At 64.3% G+C, this 19,859-nt stretch carries 21 protein-coding genes and 1 tRNA gene; 13 read left to right on the top strand and 9 right to left on the bottom strand.

Annotated features, from left to right (window positions below; all coding sequences use genetic code 11):
* Positions 1-113: 113 nt before the first annotated feature.
* The 5 genes from ACO06X_RS03110 to ACO06X_RS03090 all read right to left on the bottom strand — a co-directional run bounded on the left by ACO06X_RS03110 (position 114) and on the right by ACO06X_RS03090 (position 4,669).
* Positions 114-2,363, bottom strand: a complete 2,250-nt coding sequence (locus ACO06X_RS03110) for a GAF domain-containing protein (protein ID WP_421838541.1) — start codon at positions 2,361-2,363, stop codon at positions 114-116.
* A gap of 424 nt (positions 2,364-2,787) precedes the next feature.
* Positions 2,788-3,015, bottom strand: coding sequence for a hypothetical protein (locus ACO06X_RS03105; protein ID WP_421838540.1), 228 nt, complete (start codon positions 3,013-3,015; stop codon positions 2,788-2,790).
* Positions 3,008-3,649: a response regulator transcription factor gene (locus ACO06X_RS03100; protein ID WP_421838539.1), complete on the bottom strand. Its 642-nt coding sequence runs from the start codon at positions 3,647-3,649 to the stop codon at positions 3,008-3,010. The genes ACO06X_RS03105 and ACO06X_RS03100 overlap by 8 nt, the downstream gene beginning before the upstream one ends.
* A 192-nt stretch (positions 3,650-3,841) precedes the next feature.
* Positions 3,842-4,249 (bottom strand): PilZ domain-containing protein, encoded by a 408-nt coding sequence (locus ACO06X_RS03095; protein ID WP_421838538.1) that lies wholly within the window; start codon positions 4,247-4,249, stop codon positions 3,842-3,844.
* A 343-nt stretch (positions 4,250-4,592) separates the two neighbouring features.
* Positions 4,593-4,669: transfer RNA gene (locus ACO06X_RS03090), tRNA-Arg, on the bottom strand.
* Between the two features lie 87 nt (positions 4,670-4,756).
* On the opposite strand from ACO06X_RS03090, the gene ACO06X_RS03085 reads away from it, so the two are divergent.
* On the top strand, positions 4,757-5,545 hold the full coding sequence (locus ACO06X_RS03085; protein WP_421838537.1) for a queuosine precursor transporter: 789 nt from the start codon (positions 4,757-4,759) through the stop codon (positions 5,543-5,545).
* Positions 5,545-5,943 carry a hypothetical protein gene (locus tag ACO06X_RS03080; RefSeq protein ID WP_421838536.1) on the top strand — a complete coding sequence of 133 codons (399 nt, stop codon included), beginning with the start codon at positions 5,545-5,547 and terminating at the stop codon, positions 5,941-5,943. Before ACO06X_RS03085 ends, ACO06X_RS03080 begins: the two co-directional genes overlap by 1 nt.
* A gap of 23 nt (positions 5,944-5,966) precedes the next feature.
* Here ACO06X_RS03080 and ACO06X_RS03075 read toward each other — a convergent pair whose 3' ends face one another.
* The 3 genes from ACO06X_RS03075 to ACO06X_RS03065 all read right to left on the bottom strand — a co-directional run bounded on the left by ACO06X_RS03075 (position 5,967) and on the right by ACO06X_RS03065 (position 7,234).
* Positions 5,967-6,575, bottom strand: coding sequence for a hypothetical protein (locus tag ACO06X_RS03075; protein ID WP_421838535.1), 609 nt, complete (start codon positions 6,573-6,575; stop codon positions 5,967-5,969).
* A gap of 276 nt (positions 6,576-6,851) precedes the next feature.
* A complete protein-coding gene (locus ACO06X_RS03070) occupies positions 6,852-7,091 on the bottom strand; it encodes a PspC domain-containing protein (RefSeq protein WP_421838534.1) in 240 nt (79 codons plus the stop codon).
* Positions 7,088-7,234, bottom strand: coding sequence for a hypothetical protein (locus ACO06X_RS03065; protein ID WP_421838533.1), 147 nt, complete (start codon positions 7,232-7,234; stop codon positions 7,088-7,090). Before ACO06X_RS03065 ends, ACO06X_RS03070 begins: the two co-directional genes overlap by 4 nt.
* A gap of 335 nt (positions 7,235-7,569) precedes the next feature.
* On the opposite strand from ACO06X_RS03065, the gene rimP reads away from it, so the two are divergent.
* From rimP to rbfA, 6 genes are read left to right on the top strand one after another with little or no spacing between them, the layout of a single operon-like run.
* Positions 7,570-8,130 carry a ribosome maturation protein RimP gene (gene rimP / locus ACO06X_RS03060; RefSeq protein ID WP_421838532.1) on the top strand — a complete coding sequence of 187 codons (561 nt, stop codon included), beginning with the start codon at positions 7,570-7,572 and terminating at the stop codon, positions 8,128-8,130.
* A gap of 3 nt (positions 8,131-8,133) precedes the next feature.
* Complete coding sequence (nusA, locus tag ACO06X_RS03055) at positions 8,134-9,777, top strand: transcription termination factor NusA (protein ID WP_421838531.1); 1,644 nt, start codon at positions 8,134-8,136, stop codon at positions 9,775-9,777.
* The gene (locus ACO06X_RS03050; RefSeq protein ID WP_421838530.1) at positions 9,758-10,498 is read left to right on the top strand and encodes a DUF448 domain-containing protein; all 741 of its coding nucleotides are present in this window, start codon (positions 9,758-9,760) and stop codon (positions 10,496-10,498) included. Before nusA ends, ACO06X_RS03050 begins: the two co-directional genes overlap by 20 nt.
* Before the next feature lie 5 nt (positions 10,499-10,503).
* On the top strand, positions 10,504-13,107 hold the full coding sequence (gene infB, locus ACO06X_RS03045; RefSeq protein WP_421838529.1) for a translation initiation factor IF-2: 2,604 nt from the start codon (positions 10,504-10,506) through the stop codon (positions 13,105-13,107).
* 40 nt (positions 13,108-13,147) lie between these two features.
* Complete coding sequence (locus ACO06X_RS03040) at positions 13,148-13,684, top strand: DUF1697 domain-containing protein (RefSeq protein WP_421838528.1); 537 nt, start codon at positions 13,148-13,150, stop codon at positions 13,682-13,684.
* A 13-nt stretch (positions 13,685-13,697) separates the two neighbouring features.
* Positions 13,698-14,096 (top strand): 30S ribosome-binding factor RbfA, encoded by a 399-nt coding sequence (rbfA, locus tag ACO06X_RS03035; RefSeq protein ID WP_298174230.1) that lies wholly within the window; start codon positions 13,698-13,700, stop codon positions 14,094-14,096.
* Here rbfA and ACO06X_RS03030 read toward each other — a convergent pair.
* Positions 14,093-14,689, bottom strand: a complete 597-nt coding sequence (locus ACO06X_RS03030; RefSeq protein WP_421838527.1) for a YceI family protein — start codon at positions 14,687-14,689, stop codon at positions 14,093-14,095. The genes rbfA and ACO06X_RS03030 overlap by 4 nt on opposite strands.
* Positions 14,690-14,882: 193 nt before the next feature.
* Between ACO06X_RS03030 and ACO06X_RS03025 the strand changes: the two genes are divergently transcribed.
* The 5 genes from ACO06X_RS03025 (at position 14,883) to pnp (ending at position 19,783) form a co-directional block, all read left to right on the top strand.
* Complete coding sequence (locus ACO06X_RS03025; RefSeq protein ID WP_421838526.1) at positions 14,883-15,434, top strand: GNAT family N-acetyltransferase; 552 nt, start codon at positions 14,883-14,885, stop codon at positions 15,432-15,434.
* Positions 15,431-16,132: a site-2 protease family protein gene (locus tag ACO06X_RS03020; protein ID WP_421838525.1), complete on the top strand. Its 702-nt coding sequence runs from the start codon at positions 15,431-15,433 to the stop codon at positions 16,130-16,132. Before ACO06X_RS03025 ends, ACO06X_RS03020 begins: the two co-directional genes overlap by 4 nt.
* A gap of 10 nt (positions 16,133-16,142) precedes the next feature.
* Positions 16,143-17,042, top strand: a complete 900-nt coding sequence (gene truB, locus ACO06X_RS03015; protein WP_421838524.1) for a tRNA pseudouridine(55) synthase TruB — start codon at positions 16,143-16,145, stop codon at positions 17,040-17,042.
* A 6-nt stretch (positions 17,043-17,048) separates the two neighbouring features.
* Positions 17,049-17,318, top strand: coding sequence for a 30S ribosomal protein S15 (gene rpsO, locus ACO06X_RS03010; RefSeq protein ID WP_298174220.1), 270 nt, complete (start codon positions 17,049-17,051; stop codon positions 17,316-17,318).
* A gap of 170 nt (positions 17,319-17,488) precedes the next feature.
* Positions 17,489-19,783, top strand: coding sequence for a polyribonucleotide nucleotidyltransferase (gene pnp / locus ACO06X_RS03005; protein WP_421838523.1), 2,295 nt, complete (start codon positions 17,489-17,491; stop codon positions 19,781-19,783).
* Positions 19,784-19,859: the final 76 nt, after the last annotated feature.

Below are 19,859 nucleotides of genomic sequence, written 5' to 3'. Positions count from 1 at the left end.
TGCCCGACGAAAGCCTGCTGCAGCCGCACTGGCGCATGCTGCGCAAGCCGCTTGATCTCAGCCTGCTCTGTCACAGGCACTGTCGGCGGCCCACGCGAAGCTGGCGGGTATCGCTACAGCCTAGGCACCAAGTCCGCCTTCGCCGCGATCGGTCTGGTTTGCAGCTGACTTATAAGCATATCGACCGAGAAGGGCTTTTCGAGCAGCGGCCAGGCAAGATCGGATTCGGCATGCCGCGCGGCATTGCCTGACATGACGATCACGCGCATGCACGGATCACCTTGCGCGGCCTGCCGGGCAAGCACGGTACCGTCCTCGCCATTGTCCAGCAGCAGATCGCAGATCAGCACGTCGAACTTCTGGCGTGAAAGGGCCTCCAGCGCCTGACGCGAGGTGGTGAAGCCGGTCGGCAGGTGGCCGGCAAGGCTGAGCGTTTCGACCATGCCGCTGAGCAGATCGGGCTCGTTGTCCACGATCAGCACGCGCAGCTTGGCGGGCTTCGGCGCGGGCAGCGCGACCGGCGGCGGGCGGCTGCCGGCAATCGCTGCGCCGGTTCGGGCGGGAAGCACGATCTGGACGATGGTGCCTTCGGGGCTGCTGCTGAGCACGCGGGCGGTGCCGCCGTGATGGACGGCAAAGCCGAGCACCGCCGCAAGGCCGAGCCCGGTGCCCTTGTTGGGGCCTTTGGTGGAGAAGAACGGCTCGAATGCACGCTCGCGCACGTCCTCGGTCATGCCCGAGCCGGTATCTGCAACTTCGACGATGACCAGCGGCGCGGTGCGCAGGCCGGCGGGCAGGCCTTCGCGGCTGGGGCAACCTTCGGGAGCATCGCTGAACCAGGTGCGCAAGGTGAGCACGCCATGCTCGCCCATTGCATCGCGGGCATTGATGGCAAGGTTCACCAGAGCATTGTTGAAGCCTGCGGGATCGATTTCGACCGGCAGCGGCATGTCCCAGAGTTGCACCTGCACATCGATGCCGGGGCCGACTGCGGCGCGGATCAGCGCGATGAGGCGCATGGTCAGGTTGTTGACGTCGGCCAGTTCAGGGATGCCGCGCGGGTGGCGTGCGATGCCCAGCAGCGAGCGCGTGATATCGACACCGCGCAGCGCCGCCTGCGCGATCAGGCCGAAGCGGTCGCGCGCGGCATCGCTTTCAGCCTCGCGTCCGCCGATTTCCGCGTGAGTCGCAATGATGCCAAGAATGTTGTTGAAATCGTGAGAAAGTTCGCCGGAAATCTGGCCGATCAGCTCCATCTTGCGACTGTTCAGCAATTCGTTCTTTGCCTCGATCATGACGAGGCCCTGCGCGAGGCTGACGCTCATTTCCTCGAGAATCCGGATCTCGTCATCGGCAAACGCGCCCGGCTCGTCGGAATAGAGCGTGAGCGTGCCGAACGCGCGACCGTCGTGCATCAGCGGGAAGGCGGCGATCGCCTGAAAGCCGCGGCTGAGCGCCGCCTCGCGCCAGGGCGCCAGTTCGGGATCTTCGGCCACGGAAAGGGAGACGGACACCTCGCCCTCGCGCATTGCTTTGGCCGTGGGGCCTTGGCCGAGCACCGGATCATTGGGGCGGATATCCAGCGCGGTAATGTAGTCCGCGTGGCTCGTGGCATGCGCGGTGACCCGGATCTTGTCGACCGGGCTGATTTCCCGGAGTCCGATCCACGCTGCGGCATAGCCTTCGCCGTCAATGAGGCTCTGGCAGACCAGCTTGTGCAGTTCGGAGCGCGATTGCGCGCGCGAGATCGCGGCATTCACCAGCGCGAGGGCCCTGAGCGCACGGCGATTGCGCATCATGCTGGCGTGGGTGCGGCGCTCTTCGGTGACATCGGTGGCAAAGCCGATCCAGTAGCCGGTGCGCTTGCCCTTGAGTTCGTGCGGGTAGAACTTGACGTGCATGACGCGCTCTTCGCCCGAAGCGGTCTTCATGCGGAACTCGGTTCGGAAGGTTTCAAGCCCGGCCTGCCCGGCCCGGATCTCGCGCCGCACGCGCTGGCGATCTGCGGCATGGACGGCGTCGAGCCGCGATTCGGCAGCCTGGAACAGGGTGAGGGCATCGTGCCCCCAGACCTGTTCATACGTGGCCGTGGCAAAGGCAGTCTCGCCGGAAGGATAGGCCTCGATCCAGATGATCTGGTCGATCGCATTGGCGGCAATGCGGGCGACATCGAGCTGGCCGAGCAGCTGCGCGCGCACCACCAGCAGATGGACGACACCCCAGACGAGCACGACGAAAGCGAGTGCGATCAAGGCCAGGGCAGGATAACTGACGACCGACCGCAGCTCGGCGATCACCAGAACCGCTGCCAGTGCTGCTGCTGCGGGCGGCCAAACCCGCGCATCGATGCGCCTTTCAGCCATTCTCCCCACGCCCCCTTATGGCGCCTTTGCGAACGGCGCTTGCTATTGTGGACCGGATAACCCGGCTCAGGCGCCTTGCCCCCCGACATGGCGATCTGTGTAACCAGACTACGCGTCTCAGGTATGATCCGCAAACCTCTGATATGTGTTAACCCGGTTGCGAGTGCAGGGCCGGGAAGGACGGGGAACTCGCCCCTCCCGGCTCCGAGGTCGTGACCGTATGACGCGATCGCCCGCTCGCAACGGATGCGATCAACACGGGCAACGTCCGGCAAGGGTTGCGCCCGCTGTCAGGTCAATGACGGAGGCATTGCGCCCGGACATGGTGCATGGCCGGGCGTCGCTCTTCTGTTCTTGGCACGCAACGCTTGGGGACGGTTGCGCGCGAATCCTTCGGCAGGTGACCCTGTGCGACCCGAAGGGATTACTGGGAAACGTTCCTCATTTCAGCGAGGTAGGCCTCATCGACGGCAGGCGCCGTGCGCCAGGCGAGTGTGCCGCTGCGGGTGATTACGGTGCTGCAGAAGCGGCACCGGCCGTAGAGGAACAAGCCGTTCGTCCTGATCACCGCATCGGGCGCGTGCCGATCGAGAGTGCGGCATACCAAAACGCTCGCCCCGCGCGCCACTGCGCCCGGGAGGCGATCAAGCATAGGCCGGGTTCATGGCGAATTCATCGCCCGCCGGCTGAAACTCGCCCGAACTGAGCGCGATCACGATGGCCTGCGCGGTGTTGCGCACGTTGAGCTTCGAGAGAACGTTGCGGCGGTGGATGTCGACCGTGCGCGGGCTGATCGAAAGCTTGGCGGCGATCCGTTCGGTTGTGAAGCCATCGATGACTTTGCCCAGCACCTGGCGTTCGCGGGAAGTGAGCATGGCGACCTTTTCCTTGGCGCGGCCACCCATGGCCTTGGCGGGCTGGCTGCGGCGCAGATCGTCTTCGGCGCGGCGAATGGCGCGGTCGAGCAGGCCGGGCTCCGATGGCCAGACCACAAAATCCGAAGCGCCCTCGCGGATCGCGGCAACGGCCTTCTCGAAACCGGCATTGCACGAGAACTCGACCTTGGCCGAAACCGGCGCGCGGTCGGCCCGGTACGAGTCGATCAGGGTGCGGCACGAAGACTCGTGCCGGAACAGGAAGATGACGGCGCGATCGATCTTTGCGGGAAGTTCGCTGACATCGTTAAAGACAATGCTGCGAATCCCCAAGGAACCCAGATTGTGCGAGATTTCGGCCCGCAGATGAACGCTGTCTTCAATGACATAAACTACTGTTCTATCGTTCATTTCCCTGACCCGTGCAGAAGTTCACTAGTAAGGGTTGCCTACTTGTCTTTGTCGGGAGTCACCATCGATAACGGTGCCATTGCGGTGGCGAGTTTGACGCAATTGCTGCCAAGGAGAGGGAAGTAGCCATTTTGGTGGCAAATGCAGGGTTCTGATCTGCCGAGCGATTTCTGCCCGGTGGCCGGGACGGGCTCAGAGGCGGCGCAGCATCGCCACGTCGGGGCGGTGATCGCTGACGCGGTGCTTCGACTTCACTTCCCAGCTCGCGTTGCGATCAGCAAGATCACGTAGCCGCTGCAGGGTATCCATCATGATGGCAAGATTGATCGGTTCCTCGAACTCGACGCCGAATATCTGGTCGTTTGTCCAACGCACATTGGCCATGACCGTGCGGTTGTCGGGCAAATGGATCTCGGCGAACTCGCCGACGACGGGCGGCAGGCCCTTGCATGTCGCGCACAGTCCGCGCGCCGAGATGTTGCGGATGACGATCTCGAACCCCGGCAAGCGATCGGTCTGCATTTGCCCCTTCAGCAGCCGGCGTTCGCGGTTGTCGCGCGGATGTTGAGACGGACTCTGGTGCTTCACGGCTGGCTCCATCGGGCTTTTGCGCTTGATGTGGACGGATGATGCTGGCTTGGTTTCTGGCGGGCGAGGGTGAGAGACGGAGCGAATTATCTGGATGTCCGCTCAATCCCGCAGGCAAGTTCATGTATTAGGCGAATGAATCCGGCCAGATGCCTGGGTAATCACGCTGGATGAAACGTGCGCAAATGCGCATCGTGGTGACGATATTCGGTGCAATGACCGGAGCGTTCTGTCGGCATGGCGTTCTCTCCATCGTTGAAGGAGAGTTACGGGCGAGGTGTTAACGCGCGTTTGGAGTGCGGGTAACCAATTAGGCCGAGTTTGCCGAAAAAAGAGCCGCAATGGCGGAAAGGGGTGGCGCGCCCTGCAGGATTCGAACCTGCGGCCACCGGCTTAGAAGGCCGGTGCTCTATCCAGCTGAGCTAAGGGCGCGCACTGTGGTCCCTTGGGGAGTTACCTCTGGCCGTGCCTCATAAGGCCGCTTTGCCTGCCGCGCAAATCACGATAGCAACGCAAACCATGAACCAGCACCGCATCGCACGCATTGAAGGCAGCGCCGGCGCCCGCCGCCACTTCCGTTTCTTCGATTATCTCATGGCCGCGTTCGTCGCGATCCTGCTGCTGTCGAACCTGATCGGGGCGGCCAAGCTGACCAATGTGGGGGGCTACACGTTTGGCGCGGGCATCCTGTTCTTCCCGGTGTCCTACGTGCTGGGCGACGTGCTGACCGAGGTCTATGGCTATGCCCACGCGCGGCGCTGCGTGTGGGTGGGTTTCTTCGCGCTGCTGTTCATGGCCTTCATGAGCTTCGTGGTGGTGGCCATGCCGCCATCGGACGGCTGGGGCTGCGCTTCGAGCGGCGATCCGCGCTTTGCCGAGATCGTGGCGAAGACCTCGGCCGGGGCGGTGTGCCAGACGACTTATGATTCGGTGTTCGGCAGCACCTGGCGCATCGTGATCGCCTCGGTCACGGCGTTCTGGGCGGGCGAGTTCGTCAATTCCTTCGTGCTGGCGCGGATGAAGGTGTGGACCGGTGGCAAGTATCTGTTCACCCGCACCTGGGGTTCGACGATCTTCGGCCAAGCGGTGGACAGCGCGCTGTTCTATCCGATCGCCTTCCTCGGCACGTGGCAGACGGCGGACGTGATCCACGTGATGTTCACCAACTGGGCGCTCAAGGTGATCTGGGAGATCGTGCTGACGCCGGTGACGTACGCAGTGGTCGGCTTCCTCAAGCAGCACGAAGGTGTCGACGTGTTCGATACCGATATCAGCTTCTCGCCCTTTGCGAGCGCCGAAGACGCCTGATGATCTACATCGTCCTCAATGGCGGGGCGATCCTGGCGGCGACCGTGGTGGGGTTGGTGCTGGGGATGTTCTATCAGGTCGCGGTGGATCGGCGGCGGATCCTTGGGCCGGGCTGGGCAGGGACACTGGTGACGGCCTTCCTCGCCGAGGCGTGGCTCTGCGCGATTCTGGCCGGCGCACTGATCCTGGCGCCCCCCAAGGGCAGCGTGTGGACGATGACGATTGGCAGCGCGGTGGTCATCTGGCTGGGCTTCGTGGTGCCCAGCCTTGCCGCGTCCTACCGCATGCGGGCGCTTGCGAGCCGCACAGCGCTGATCGATTGCGGGTACTGGCTGTTGGTGATGCTGGCGCAGGCCGTGGTGCTGCGCCTGATCGGGCTGGTGCCGCCGCCGGCGTAGGTAATCACCGGCGGCGCGCGCGCTCAGAGCTTCGAGAAGGCGCGCATCCAGTGATATTGGCACGGGCCATAATTGGCGAGCAAGGTGGTGATCCAGCCGCTCATCCCACCTTCAACGGAGAGGCATTCGCCGAAATTGGGGTCGAAGGAGTAAATCTGGTTGTCAGCCTTGCCGAGGCGGCCGGTCTTCATCTTGCGGAAGAAGGCGATCGTATGTGCCCCTCCCGAAGCGCCCACCACGGAGCCTGTAAACCAGAAACTGTAGATCACCCCGGCAATGGTGGTGGTGTTGAGGCCATCAAGGAACTGTGCCTGCGTATAGCCCTCGTACGGGACGACATCCTCGACAAATTGCAGGCCGCGCCAGGCTGCCACCCCTTTGTCGGCGGCCTCTGCGCTCTGGCGGGTCCATTCATTGCCGAAGATCGTCTGGGTGACCATTGCCGCACCGCCCTTGCCCTTGCTGAGAGCGGCCATCCGCTTGGCAGCATTGGCAGGCGTGGAATCGGCATACATCGCGGCGATCCATTGCAGCGAGAAATTGTGGCAGGCGCCCTGCGTGGCAGCGGCATTGGCGGAGCCTGCCATGACACCGACCTGAGAAAAGGGAGCGACCAGATCTTGAACGGCCATGCGAGGTTACCTCCAGCGGATGCAATCGAAACCATGAAGTTCGACTCTACGGGAGTCCGATATTGGATAGCCATTCTGCTGCGAAATAACCATCAGCGCGAATGAAAATTGTCAGGTCATGAATTCAAACGGTTTTCAGGTTTCCCTAGTGGTAACCACGGCGCGCTTGGAGGGCCTGGGCGGAAGGAGGCCGTGACGCATGGCCTGATCAAACAGCCGATCCCCACTTGCACGACGTGCAAATGGGGAGGCTGGGGGGGATGCTGGTGGGGCGGCTCAATCTGCGATCAGGCCGATGGCAAGGTAGATCAGGATCAGCGAGCCGAAGCCGACGAGCGTGCCGATCAACCAGGCGACGCGCACCAGCGTGACATCGATCCCGAAGTAATCGGCGATACCGGCGCTGACGCCCATGATCTTGCCGCGCTGCTTGTTGAGACGGAAGCCCCCGGAGGCATGGCTGGAGGGGCTGACGGACGAGCGGACCGCGTGGTCCTCGAAGCGCAGGTCGCTCATGCCGCGTACACCGAGCTGACGGTGGCGGTGTGCAGCTGGCTCTGGACCGGGCTGGTCACCGTGCCGCTGACGAGAGCGAAGGAGAGGGCGATCGCGGCAGCAGCGCTGAAGATCGGGGCGGTGAAGTTGCGGATGGTGGTCATGTGGTGGTTCCCTTCTTTGATCCGAGTGTGGCGCCGTCCAGTCTGTCCGGCGTATGCCAGGAGCATTGCATAGGCCGTGCCAAATGCGAGAAATGGCGGAAATGCGCGGATTCTGGATTATTGGCTAACAGGTTCTACTTATCGACACGCCAAAGTGTGGGAAATTTCACCGACTTTCAGGAGCGGTCTGTCGCGCAATCTTGGCGCTTGCCTTTTTCGGGACGTGCGCTTAGGGCGAATTCATCCCGACATTGTGAAGGCAAAGTCCGGGCTGGCGCCGAAAGGGGCCGGCACCAGACCCGCTGCCTTTGCGGCGCTGGGCCTCAGGAGCACGCATGAACGATATCGCACGGATTACCGAGATCGCCGGAGAAGAGGCTGCCAGCCTCGGCTTCGATCTCGTGCGTGTGCGCTATTTCAAGGGCGGCGAGATCGGTGATGAAGAGCACACGCTCCAGATCATGGCCGAGCGGCCCGAGACCGGCCAGCTGGTGATCGACGACTGCGCCGCGCTTTCGCGCCGCATGTCCGACCGCATCGATGCGCTGGAGGAAGCGGGTGATGTGCTGATCGAAGAGGCCTACCGGCTCGAGGTCAGCTCGCCGGGGATCGACCGCCCGCTGACCCGCGCAAAGGACTTTGCCGCCTGGACGGGTCACGAAGCGCGGATCGAGCTGACGGAGCTGCTGGAGGGCCGCAAGCGCTTCCGGGGTGATCTTGTCGGCTTTGACGCTGGCCAAGAGATGATTTCAGTGAGCGACGATGGCGTGGTATATGATGTACCATTCAACCTCGTCGCCAATGCCAAGCTTATCCTGACCGATAAGCTGATCGCCGCATCGCGGCCGCTGGATACCAGCGGCGTGGATGACATCGTTGAGGAACAGGAAGACTAAGCCATGGCCAGTGCGATTTCCGCCAACCGCGCCGAGCTGCTCGCGATCGCGAACTCTGTCGCGACCGAGAAGATGATCGACAAATCCATCGTGATCGAGGCGATGGAAGAAGCGATCCAGAAATCCGCGCGCAACCGCTATGGTGCCGAGAACGACATCCGCGCCAAGCTCGATCCGCGCACCGGCGATCTGCGCCTGTGGCGCGTCGTCGAAGTGGTCGAAGAGGTCGAGGACTACTTCAAGCAGATCGATCTTAAGGCAGCTGACAAGCTCCAGCCCGGCGCGAAGGTCGGTGATTTCCTGGTCGATCCGCTGCCTGCGGTTGAACTGGGCCGCATCGATGCGCAGTCGGCCAAGCAGGTGATCTTCCAGAAGGTCCGCGATGCCGAGCGCGATCGCCAGTACGAAGAGTTCAAGGACCGCGCCGGCGAAGTGATCACCGGCGTGATCAAGTCGGTCGAGTTCGGCCACGTGATCGTCAACCTCGGCCGCGCCGAGGGTGTGATCCGCCGTGACCAGCAGATCCCGCGCGAAGTGCCGCGCGTGGGCGAGCGCGTCCGCGCATGGATCATGAAGGTGGAGCGCCAGAACCGCGGTCCCCAGATCTTCCTGAGCCGCGCGCACCCTGAATTCATGAAGAAGCTCTTCGCGCAGGAAGTGCCCGAAATCTACGATGGCATCATCGAGATCAAGGCCGCCGCCCGCGATCCGGGCAGCCGCGCCAAGATCGGCGTGATCAGCCGCGATTCGAGCATCGACCCCGTTGGCGCCTGCGTCGGCATGAAGGGCAGCCGCGTGCAGGCCGTCGTGCAGGAATTGCAGGGCGAGAAGATCGATATCATCCCCTGGAGCGAAGACACCGCGACCTTCGTGGTGAACGCGCTGCAGCCCGCGACCGTGAGCCGCGTGGTGATCGACGAGGAAGAAAGCCGCATCGAGGTCGTCGTGCCTGATGATCAGCTCAGCCTCGCCATCGGTCGGCGCGGCCAGAACGTGCGTCTGGCCTCGTCGCTGACGGGTTCGGCCATCGACATCATGACCGAGGCGGAAGCTTCGGAGAAGCGCCAGAAGGAATTCGCCGAGCGCTCGAAGATGTTCGAGGAAGAGCTCGATGTGGACGAGACGCTTTCGCAGCTGCTGGTGGCCGAAGGCTTCAGCGAGCTCGAGGAAGTCGCCTATATCGACATCGCCGAACTCGCCGCGATCGAAGGCTTCGACGAGGAACTCGGTCAGGAACTGCAGAGCCGTGCGCTCGAAGCGCTGGAGCGCCGCGAGGAAGCGCAGCGTGAGGAGCGCCGCGGCCTTGGCGTCGAGGACGATCTGGCCGAGCTGCCGCATCTGACCGAAGCCATGCTGGTCACGCTCGGCAAGGCGGGCATCAAGACGCTCGACGACCTCGCCGATCTCGCCACCGACGAACTCATTGCCAAGAAGCGCGGGGGCGAGCAGCGCCGCCGCAACAACAACCCGAACGAGACCCGCCGCGACCGCGAACGCAGTGAGCGCAGCGAGGACAAGGGCGGCGTGCTCGGCGAGTATGGCCTCTCGGAAGAGCAGGGCAACGAGATCATCATGGCCGCGCGTGCGCACTGGTTCGAAGACGAGCCGGCAAATGAGGAGGCCGCCCATGCGGAATCCTCACAATGACACGCTGAGCTCCGACAGGATTGGCAGCAAGCCGGCCGGGACTTCCGCAAAGGAAGCCCAGCCGGAGCGGAAATGCGTGCTGACCGGGCGCCATGATGCGCGCGGCGAGCTTGTGCGGCTGGCGATTTCACCCACCGGTGATGTGCTTCCCGATGCCTTGGCGCGTGCGCCGGGGCGGGGCGCGTGGATTGGGGTGGGCGAGGCCGAGCTGGCGACGGCCGTTGCCAATGGCAAGCTGCGCGGCGCGCTGGCGCGGGCCTTCAAGGGTGCGTCGCTTTCCATTCCGGCCGATCTCCCCGAGCGGACCCGCGCTGCGCTCACCCGCGCGCTGACCGATCGCCTCGGCATCGAGCTGCGGGCGGGCAACATGCTGCTGGGAACCGAGAAGATCGCGCAGAGCGCGCGGGCCGGTGCGGTGAAATGGCTTGCCCATGCCAGCGATGCCGGAACCGACGGTCCGAACAAGCTGGCTCAGGCCTGGCGCGTGGGCGAAGAAGCGGAAGGAACCGGCCTCAAAGGCATCATCTTGCCGCTGGACCGGGCAGCGCTGTCTGTGGCATTGGGCCGCGACAACGTGGTTCACCTGGCGCTGGTCGATGCCGCTGCGGCGCAGCGGATCGCGGTGCCGCTGCGGCGCCTGCTGCACTTTCTAGGGTCTGAACAAGACACGGCGGACGTTGCTTCGGCAGCGTGCGAAGATATTGATACGAAGGGTATATAGTTTCGATGAGCGATGACAAGAAGCCGACGCTCGGCCGCAGGCCGCTTGGCCTGAAGACTTCGGTCGAGGCCGGCGAGGTCAAGCAGACCTTCAGCCATGGGCGGACCAACAAGGTTGTCGTCGAGGTCAAGCGGCGCAAGCTGATGCCGCGCACCCCGGGTGAAGTGGCTGCTGCCGGCGCACCGGCCGAGGCGCCCGTTGCCGCGCCCGCCGCACCTGCGCCGCAGCCCGTCCGCGCGCCGGCACCTCCGCCGCCGCCGCGTGCCGCCTCGCTCGAGACGCGCCAGGAAATGCAGACCCGGCTGCTGCGCGAGGCTGAGGAAGCCCGCCAGCAGGCGCTTGAAGCCGCGAACCGCCGCGAACAGGAAGAGCGCCTGCGCGCGCTCGAGGAAGCGCGCCGCGCCGCCGAAGCACGCAAGGCCGGTGAGGCTGAAGCTGCGGCTCCCGCCGAAGTGCCGGCCGCTGCCCCGGTCGAGGCCCCGGTTGCCGAGGCCCCCGCTGCCCCGGCTCAGGCTCCCGCTCCGGTCGAGGCGCCTGTCGCGGCCCCGGCTGCGCCTGCCGAAGCCGAAGCACCCGCTGCTGCTGCTGCTGCTGCCGAACCCGCGCAGCCCGCGCCGCGCCGTTTCACCCCCGTCGTCGCGCCCAAGCGGCCTGAACCGGCGGCGAAGAAGCCGGCGCATGCCCCGCGTGACAAGGGTGCGGGCGATCGCCGCCAGGCCGGCAAGCTCACCGTTACCCGCGCTCTCAACGAGGACGAGGGCGCCCGCGCCCGCAGCCTCGCTGCGCTCAAGCGGGCGCGCGAGAAGGAAAAGCGCGCGCACTTTGCAGGTCAATCGCAGCCGCGCGAAAAGCAGGTCCGCGATGTGGTGGTGCCCGAGGCGATCACGGTGCAGGAACTGGGCAACCGCATGGCCGAAAAGGCTGCGGATCTGGTCAAGGCACTGTTCAAGATGGGCATGATGGTCACCATCAACCAGACCATCGATCAGGACACCGCCGAGCTGCTCGTCACCGAATTCGGCCACAACATCAAGCGCGTATCGGAATCGGATGTCGATATCGACAGCGCGGCCGACGTCGATTTCGAAGAAACGCTGCAGCCGCGTCCGCCGGTTGTCACGATCATGGGCCATGTCGACCACGGCAAGACCAGCCTGCTCGATGCGCTGCGCGGCACCGACGTGGTGCGCGGCGAGGCTGGCGGCATCACGCAGCATATCGGCGCCTACCAGATCAAGACCAAGGCCGGTGATCACATCACCTTCCTCGATACCCCGGGCCACGAAGCCTTCACCGAAATGCGCATGCGCGGTGCCAACGTGACGGACATCGTCATTCTGGTGGTCGCAGCGGACGACGGGCTGATGCCGCAGACGATCGAGGCGATCAACCACACCAAGGCGGCCGGCGTGCCGATGATCGTGGCGATCACCAAGGCCGACAAGCACGAGGCCAACCCGCAGAAGATCCGCGAACGTCTGCTCGAGCACGAGATCGTGGTCGAGGAAATGTCGGGCGATGTGCAGGACGTCGAGGTTTCGGCCAAGACCGGGCAGGGCATGGACGAGCTGATCGAGAAGATCCTGATCCAGGCCGAACTGCTCGAACTGCGCGCCAATCCGGACCGCGCTGCCGAAGCGACCGTGATCGAAGCCAAGCTCGACAAGGGCAAGGGTCCGCTCGCGACCGTGCTGGTCAATCGCGGCACGCTCAAGGTCGGTGACATTCTGGTGGTTGGCACCCAGTCGGGCCGCGTCCGCGCGATGCTTGACGACAAGGGCCGCCAGATCAAGGAAGCGCCGCCTTCGCTGCCGGTCGAGGTGCTCGGCCTCGGCGGTGTGCCGATGGCAGGCGATACGCTGACCGTGGTGGAGAACGAGGCGCGTGCCCGCGAGGTTGCGGCCTATCGCCAGGAACGCGCGACCGCCAAGCGCACCGCGCAGGCGCCGACAAGCCTGGAGAACATGTTCTCCGCGCTTGCCGCCAAGCAGGCGGTCATCGAGTATCCGGTGGTTATCAAGGCCGACGTGCAAGGTTCGACCGAAGCGATCGTCAATGCGCTCAATCGCATCTCGACCGACGAGATCAAGGTCCGCATCCTCGCTTCGGGCGTGGGCGCGATCACCGAAAGCGACGTCAACCTCGCACAGGCGAGCGGCGCGCCGATCATCGGCTTCAACGTGCGCCCCAACGCCAAGGCACGCGAACTGGTCGAACGCTTCAAGGTGCGGATGAAGTACTTTGACGTGATCTATCAGCTGACGGACGACATCCGCCTCGAAATGGCCGGCCAGCTCGGGCCGGAGCGGATCGAGACCGTGGTGGGCCGTGCCGAGGTCAAGGAAGTGTTCCCTGCCGGCAAGCGCGACAAGGCCGCGGGTCTGCTCGTGGTCGAGGGCTTCATCCGCAAGGGCATCAACGCGCGCCTTACGCGCAACGATGTCATTATCTCGCAGACGCTCATCCACTCGCTGCGCCGTTTCAAGGACGACGTGCCCGAAGTGCGCGCCGGCCTCGAGTGCGGTGTGGTGCTGGCCGATACGAACGACGTGAAGCCGGGCGACCAGCTTGAAGTCTTCGAGGTCGAGGAGCGCGTGCGCACGCTGTGATCCGTATCGCCCTCCCGCTTGCGGGAGGGGGGAGAACGGAATGCCCCGCTACGTCGCTCTGCTTGGTTCGATCAATGTCGGCGGTAATCGCTTGACGATGGCGGAGCTGCGCGCGGCGTTCGAAGGCGAAGGGCTCGCCAATATCGAGACGGTGGTGGCGAGCGGCAACGTGCTGTTCGATCATGACGAGCGGCCGACGGCGGGGCTTGAGGAAATGCTGGAGCGTCTCGTGCGCGCCAAATTTGATATGCGCAGCATTGTTGCGGTGCGCAGCGTGGAGGAAATCCGCAGCAGCATCGAGGACAACCCGTTCACCGGGCACGGCGCGGACGCCAACGTCCACACCATGTTCCTTGATGGCGAGGCCGATCCGGCGCAGTTCCGCGTGCTGGTGGCCGATCAGGCAGAGCGCGGTCCCGAAAGGCTCGCACTTGGCCCGCGCGCGCTCTATATTGATTTTGTCGAAGGCGTTTCGGCTAGCCGGATGACGGGTGCGTTTCTCGAACGGCGGCTCGGTCGGCGCGGCACGGCGCGCAATGTACGCTCGCTCGCCCGCATACTGGCGAAGATGGGCTGAAGGATCAGAATACATGGCAAAGCAGCCTGCATCCCCGGAAACCCGCTCTGTCCGCCTGCTCAAGGTGGGCGAACAGGTGCGCCACATCCTCTCCGAACTGCTGATGCGCCAGGAAGTGCATGACGAGGTGCTCACCGCACATTCGGTCTCGGTGACGGAAGTGCGCATGTCACCCGATCTTCGCCACGCGACGGCCTATATCAAGCCGCTGCTAGGGGCGAACGAGGAGGCCGTGCTGAAGGCGCTGCGCACCAACACGGCGTTCTTCCAGAAGGAAGTGGCTCAGCGCCTGCGGCTGAAATACGCGGCAAAGATGAAGTTTCTGGCAGACGAGAGCTTCGATGTGGCGGGCCATATCGACAAGCTGCTCGCCGATCCCAAAGTGCAACGGGATCTGGCTGCAGAAGATTAACCCGGCACCATCCTCGCGCGGATTGTCACGTTGACCATCGCGCCGATGATCCACGGAAAGGCCGTCATCCCGAACTGGCGGCGATCGATCACGCCGGTGCCGACGATCGAGATCGGCTGCGTGCCGCCGGTGGAAAAGGGTGGGACCGAGAAGGTCACGGCGAGCTTGATCGGCCGGGTGATCCCGCGCGCGGTGATATCGCCTTCGACTTCAGCGGTCTTCTCGCCCGTCATCTTCAGCCGCCGCCCGACGAAGCGCACCGTGGGATGATGCGCGACATCGAAAAAGCTTTTGCCTTGCAGCGTCTTGGTCTGCGAATCTCCGGTGGTCAGCGTGCGTGCGTCGATATCGACGACCATGTCCAGCGCTTCGAGATCGGCGAAAGAGAGGTTGAAGGTGCCCGACATGTCCGGGAACTTCGCGGTCTTGGAGGCAATCCCGAAGAAGGCGACCTTGGCATCGACCTGGCTGGCGCTGCGGTCGATCACATAGCGCAGATCGCCGGCGGCGCCTTGCGCTGGCTGGAGCATCGCCATCACCGCGGCGAGGGCGATGAGCAGTCTTGGCAGCAAGCGGGGAAGCAGGCGGTGCATGGCGATCCTTGAAGCAGACGGGGAGTGAACGCAGCGTGACGAGGCAACAACCGACGTGCCAGCCGGTTCGCTCGCCGCGAATTTGCCGGCCCGCGGCATCTGCCAGCGCTTGGCATTCGCCGCGCAATGCCTATGTGAGCAAGGTTATGGCAAGCCTCCCTTTCCGTCACCTCCCGCTTCAGATCATCGCACCATGAGCGGCGGCGAACTCTACATCCCGTTGGAGGAAGGCAACTTGCGCCTCGAACCGCTGCGCGAGGCGCACCGCGAGGCGTTGCGCGCGGCTTGCGCCAAGGACAGCGAGATCTGGGAAATCTATCCCTTTTGCTACGTGGGCGAACATTTCGATCCGCAGTTCGATAGCCTGCTCGCCAGCCTGCCGGGGCGCTGCGTCTATGCCGTCCTGATGGAGGGCACCGTGGTCGGCATGACGGCGTGGATCGCGTTCGGCGATCCGGGTTGGTCGATCGAGATCGGCAACAGCTTCATCGTGCCCGGACTGCGCAGCACCGGCTTCAACCGGCGGCTCAAGCGACTGATGATCGATCATGCGTTCGCCTGCGGGCTTGAGCGGGTGGTGTTCAAGGTCGATGTGATCAACACCCGCAGCCGCGCTGCTGTGCGCAAGCTTGGTGCGGTGGAAGAAGGCGTGATGCGCCGCGAACGCAAGACCTGGACGGGGCGCGTGCGCGATACCGTGATCTATGGCTTGCTGCGGGACGACTGGCAGGCGGCGCGCACGTGACCAATCCGTTCTATGTTGCAGCCACGGTGATCGTGCCGATGGTGTTTGCCATCGTGCTGCACGAGATCGCCCATGGCTGGGCCGCGCGGTTGCTGGGCGATCCGACAGCTTACGAGCGCGGTCGGCTGAGCCTCAATCCGCTGCGGCATGTCGATCCCATGGGCACGCTGATCCTGCCTGGCATGCTCAAGCTGCTGGGCCTGCCGGTGTTCGGCTGGGCCAAGCCGGTGCCGGTAAGCTACGCGCGGCTGCGCAATCCCAAGCGCGATATGGCGTTCGTCGCGGCGGCAGGGCCGCTGACGAACTTCGTGCTGGCGGCGCTCTCTGCGGTGGCGTTCGGGTTGCTGCTGCGCCAGCTGGATCCGCAAGCTGCGCCGGGCCCGACGACGATGTTCGTGGTCGACAATCTCAAGAACTTCATCGCGATCAATGTGTTCCTCGGCACGTTCAATCTGCTTCCGCTGCCGCCGTTCGATGGCTCGCGCATCGTGCGCGGGCTCGCCCCGGCCGCAGGTGTGCGGCTGCTCGACCGGATCGAGCCGATCGGCATTCCGCTGTTCATGGCGGTGTTCATCGTGCTGCCGTGGCTGTTCCCGGGGCTCCACATCGTCGACCGGGTGGTCGGCCCGCCGATGGAATGGATGCTGAACCAGTTCGAACATATCGTGGCGCTGGTTGCCGGGCCGGAACTCGATTGAGCCCGCTGGCATGGTGAATGGCTGGATCATTCTCGACAAGCCCTTGGAGCTTGGCTCGACGCAGGCCGTGGCGGCGGTGAAGCGCAATCTGCGGCAGGCGGGTTACGGCAAGGTCAAGGTCGGCCATGGCGGAACGCTTGATCCGCTGGCGACGGGCGTATTGCCGATTGCGCTGGGCGAGGCGACCAAGCTGTGCGGGCGGATGCTGGATGCGAGCAAGGTCTATGCTTTCACGCTGCGCTTCGGCGAGGAGACCGATACGCTCGATCTCGAAGGCAAGGTCATCGCGGCGAGCGATGTGCGGCCGCTGCGGCCGGACATCGAGGCGGTGCTGCCGCGCTTTACCGGGCCGATCGAACAAGTGCCGCCGGCCTTTTCCGCAATCAAGGTGGATGGCGAGCGGGCTTACGATCTCGCGCGGGCGGGGGAGGCGGTTGAACTGAAGGGCCGCGCGGTGACGGTGCATAGCCTTGAGATTGGCGCTGCGGGCGACGGGGAGACCACCCTCATCGCCCACGTTTCCAAGGGCACCTACATTCGCAGCCTCGCTCGCGATATCGCGCATGCGCTTGGCACCGTCGGCCATGTGACGATGCTGCGCCGCCTGCGCGCCGGGCCGTTCGATCTCGCTCAAGCGATTTCGCTGGACAAATTGAACGAGGTGGGTAAGGGCGCTCCCCTTGAACACATACTCTTGCCGCTGGAGGCAGGGCTGGTCGACATCCCGGCTCTTGACCTTTCGCCCGAGCAGGCAAGAGCGGTCCGCCAGGGCCGCGTTCTTGACGGGCTGCCCCATAACGACGGGCTTTACTGGGTGCGCAGCGGCAAGGTGCCGGTGGCCTTGGTTGAGCTTTCAGGCTCCGTCCTGACCGTCGCGCGGGGGTTCAACCTTCCCGATGTCGCGGAGTGATGAAAAATGTCGATTAGCGCAGAAAAGAAGCAGGAAGTCATTGCGGGCAACGCGCGCGGCACCAACGACACGGGTTCGCCCGAAGTCCAGGTCGCGATCCTGACCAGCCGCATCCAGACCCTGACCGAGCACTTCAAGGCTCACCACAAGGACAACCATTCGCGCCGCGGGCTGCTGATGATGGTCAACAAGCGGCGCTCGCTGCTGGACTATCTGAAGAAGAAGGATGTGGCGCGCTACAATGCCCTCATCCAGAAGCTCGGTCTGCGCAAGTAACCAAGCGGAAAGCGGCCCCCACGTGGGCCGCTTTTTGCATCTGGCACCCGCTTTGCAATTCGGCAGGCGGGCAATCCGGGGGCCGCAAACAGGCCCCGCACCGGACCGGGACGGCACACCCGGCAGCAAACCCCGTGCGCAATTTGGTGCGCGGGCTCGAAGGAAAACGCATGTTCGACGTCAAGACAGTATCGCTGGAGTGGGGCGGCAAGACCCTCACTCTGGAAACCGGCCGCATTGCCCGTCAGGCTGACGGCGCGGTCCTCGCCACCTATGGCGAAACGGTTGTGCTTTGCGCGGTGACCGCCGCCAAGAAGGTCAAGGAAGGCCAGGACTTCTTCCCGCTGACCGTGCACTATCAGGAAAAGTTCTCGTCCGCCGGGCGCATCCCGGGCGGCTTCTTCAAGCGTGAGCGCGGCGCGACGGAAAAGGAAACGCTGGTTTCCCGGCTGATCGATCGCCCGGTGCGTCCGCTGTTCCCCGAAGGTTTCTACAACGAGATCAACGTCATCGCCCAGGTGCTGAGCTATGACGGCGAGACTGAGCCCGATGTGGTCGCGATGATCGCCGCCTCGGCAGCGCTCACCATCTCGGGCGTGCCGTTCATGGGCCCGATCGCGGCTGCCCGCGTCGGCTTCAAGGACGGCGAGTACCAGCTCAACCCGTCGCTGAGCGAAGTTGCCACCGGCCGCCTCGATCTCGTCGTCGCCGCCACCGATGCGGCCGTGATGATGGTCGAATCCGAAGCCAAGGAACTCACCGAGGACGAAATGCTCGGCGCGGTCATGTTTGCGCATGACGAGATCCGCAAGGTTGTCGGCGCGATCATCGATCTGGCCGAGAAGGCCGCCAAGGATCCGTGGGAAATCGACCTCACCGACAACACGGCGGACATCAAGGCCAAGCTCAAGGCGCTCGTCGGCGCCGATGTGGCGGCTGCCTACAAGCTCACCGACAAGTCGGCGCGTTCGAATGCGCTGAACGAGGCGCGCGCCAAGGCCAAGGAAGCCTTTGCTGCGGAAGGTCCGCAGACCCAGATGGTCGCGATGAAGACCATGAAGAAGGTCGAGGCCGACATCGTGCGCGGCGCCATCCTCAAGGACGGCACGCGCATCGACGGACGCACCACCACGCAGGTCCGTCCGATCGAATCGATCGTCGGCTTCCTGCCGCGCACGCACGGTTCCTCGCTCTTCACGCGCGGTGAAACGCAGGCGATCTGCACCACCACGCTGGGCACCAAGGACGCCGAGCAGATGATCGACGGCCTCGACGGCCTGTCGTATCAGCGCTTCATGCTGCACTACAACTTCCCGCCCTATTCGGTTGGCGAAGTTGGGCGTTTCGGCGCTCCGGGCCGCCGCGAAGTGGGCCATGGCAAGCTGGCATGGCGCGCGCTGCACCCTGTGCTGCCGACCAAGGATGAGTTCCCCTACACGATCCGCGTTCTCTCGGACATCACCGAGTCGAACGGGTCCTCCTCGATGGCGACCGTCTGCGGCGGCTGCCTTTCGATGATGGATGCGGGCGTGCCGATCGAGCGTCCGGTTTCGGGCATTGCGATGGGTCTGATCCTTGAAGGCGACGAATTCGCCGTCCTTTCGGATATTCTGGGCGACGAGGATCACCTCGGCGACATGGACTTCAAGGTGGCCGGCACCAGCGCTGGCATCACCACGATGCAGATGGACATCAAGATCGCGGGCATCACGCGCGAGATCATGGCCAAGGCGCTGCATCAGGCGAGCGAAGGCCGCGCCCACATCCTGAACGAGATGACCAAGGCGCTGGGTTCGGCTCGTACCGAGCTTTCGGCCCACGCACCGCGCATCGAGACGATCCAGATCGACAAGTCGAAGATCCGCGAAGTCATCGGCACCGGCGGCAAGGTGATCCGTGAAATCGTGGCTGAAACCGGCGCCAAGGTCGATATCGACGACGAGGGCCTGATCAAGATCAGCTCGTCCGACATCAACCAGATCGAGGCCGCGAAGAAGTGGATCCTCGGCATCGTGGAAGAAGCCGAAGTCGGCAAGGTCTATGATGGCAAGGTCGTGAACATCGTCGATTTCGGCGCGTTCGTGAACTTCATGGGCGGCAAGGACGGCCTCGTCCACGTCTCCGAGATGCGCAACGAGCGCGTAGAAAAGCCCACCGATGTGGTCAAGGAAGGCCAGGCCGTGAAGGTCAAGGTGCTCGAGATCGATCCGCGCGGGAAGGTTCGCCTTTCGATGCGCGTCGTCGATCAGGAGACTGGTGCCGAGCTCGAAGACACCCGTCCGCCCCGCGAGCCGCGCCCCGAGCGCAGCGACCGTGGTGATCGCGGTGACCGTCGTGGTCCCGGTGGCCCGCGCGGCGACCGTGGTCCGCGCCGTGATGGCGGCGGCGGTCGTGACCGTGGTCCGCGTGGCGGCGGTGAGGGCGGCGGGGATCATATCCCGGCGTTCCTCAAGTCGGACGACTGATCGCTCCGGCTTCAAGCCAGATGAAAGGAGGGCTCGCGGCAACGCGGGCCCTTTTTTCTTGCCTTGGCGCGGGCGG

It is taken from the genome of Novosphingobium sp. (assembly GCF_965229225.1).
GTDB lineage: Bacteria > Pseudomonadota > Alphaproteobacteria > Sphingomonadales > Sphingomonadaceae > Novosphingobium.
Note: the sequence above shows the minus strand (reverse complement) of the source record. Positions and strands in the feature narration are given on the sequence as shown.

Coding starts and splice junctions, on each gene's coding strand:
- rimP (WP_421838532.1), top strand. CDS start 7,570: ATGAACGATATCGCACGGATTACCGAGATCGCCGGAGAAGAGGCTGCC.
- ACO06X_RS03080 (WP_421838536.1), top strand. CDS start 5,545: ATGATCTACATCGTCCTCAATGGCGGGGCGATCCTGGCGGCGACCGTG.
- ACO06X_RS03025 (WP_421838526.1), top strand. CDS start 14,883: ATGAGCGGCGGCGAACTCTACATCCCGTTGGAGGAAGGCAACTTGCGC.
- pnp (WP_421838523.1), top strand. CDS start 17,489: ATGTTCGACGTCAAGACAGTATCGCTGGAGTGGGGCGGCAAGACCCTC.
- ACO06X_RS03105 (WP_421838540.1), bottom strand. CDS start 3,015: ATGCTTGATCGCCTCCCGGGCGCAGTGGCGCGCGGGGCGAGCGTTTTG.
- ACO06X_RS03085 (WP_421838537.1), top strand. CDS start 4,757: ATGAACCAGCACCGCATCGCACGCATTGAAGGCAGCGCCGGCGCCCGC.
- rpsO (WP_298174220.1), top strand. CDS start 17,049: ATGTCGATTAGCGCAGAAAAGAAGCAGGAAGTCATTGCGGGCAACGCG.
- ACO06X_RS03110 (WP_421838541.1), bottom strand. CDS start 2,363: ATGGCTGAAAGGCGCATCGATGCGCGGGTTTGGCCGCCCGCAGCAGCA.
- nusA (WP_421838531.1), top strand. CDS start 8,134: ATGGCCAGTGCGATTTCCGCCAACCGCGCCGAGCTGCTCGCGATCGCG.
- ACO06X_RS03100 (WP_421838539.1), bottom strand. CDS start 3,649: ATGAACGATAGAACAGTAGTTTATGTCATTGAAGACAGCGTTCATCTG.
- ACO06X_RS03095 (WP_421838538.1), bottom strand. CDS start 4,249: ATGGAGCCAGCCGTGAAGCACCAGAGTCCGTCTCAACATCCGCGCGAC.
- ACO06X_RS03050 (WP_421838530.1), top strand. CDS start 9,758: ATGCGGAATCCTCACAATGACACGCTGAGCTCCGACAGGATTGGCAGC.
- rbfA (WP_298174230.1), top strand. CDS start 13,698: ATGGCAAAGCAGCCTGCATCCCCGGAAACCCGCTCTGTCCGCCTGCTC.
- truB (WP_421838524.1), top strand. CDS start 16,143: ATGGTGAATGGCTGGATCATTCTCGACAAGCCCTTGGAGCTTGGCTCG.
- infB (WP_421838529.1), top strand. CDS start 10,504: ATGAGCGATGACAAGAAGCCGACGCTCGGCCGCAGGCCGCTTGGCCTG.
- ACO06X_RS03065 (WP_421838533.1), bottom strand. CDS start 7,234: ATGACCACCATCCGCAACTTCACCGCCCCGATCTTCAGCGCTGCTGCC.
- ACO06X_RS03030 (WP_421838527.1), bottom strand. CDS start 14,689: ATGCACCGCCTGCTTCCCCGCTTGCTGCCAAGACTGCTCATCGCCCTC.
- ACO06X_RS03040 (WP_421838528.1), top strand. CDS start 13,148: ATGCCCCGCTACGTCGCTCTGCTTGGTTCGATCAATGTCGGCGGTAAT.
- ACO06X_RS03070 (WP_421838534.1), bottom strand. CDS start 7,091: ATGAGCGACCTGCGCTTCGAGGACCACGCGGTCCGCTCGTCCGTCAGC.
- ACO06X_RS03075 (WP_421838535.1), bottom strand. CDS start 6,575: ATGGCCGTTCAAGATCTGGTCGCTCCCTTTTCTCAGGTCGGTGTCATG.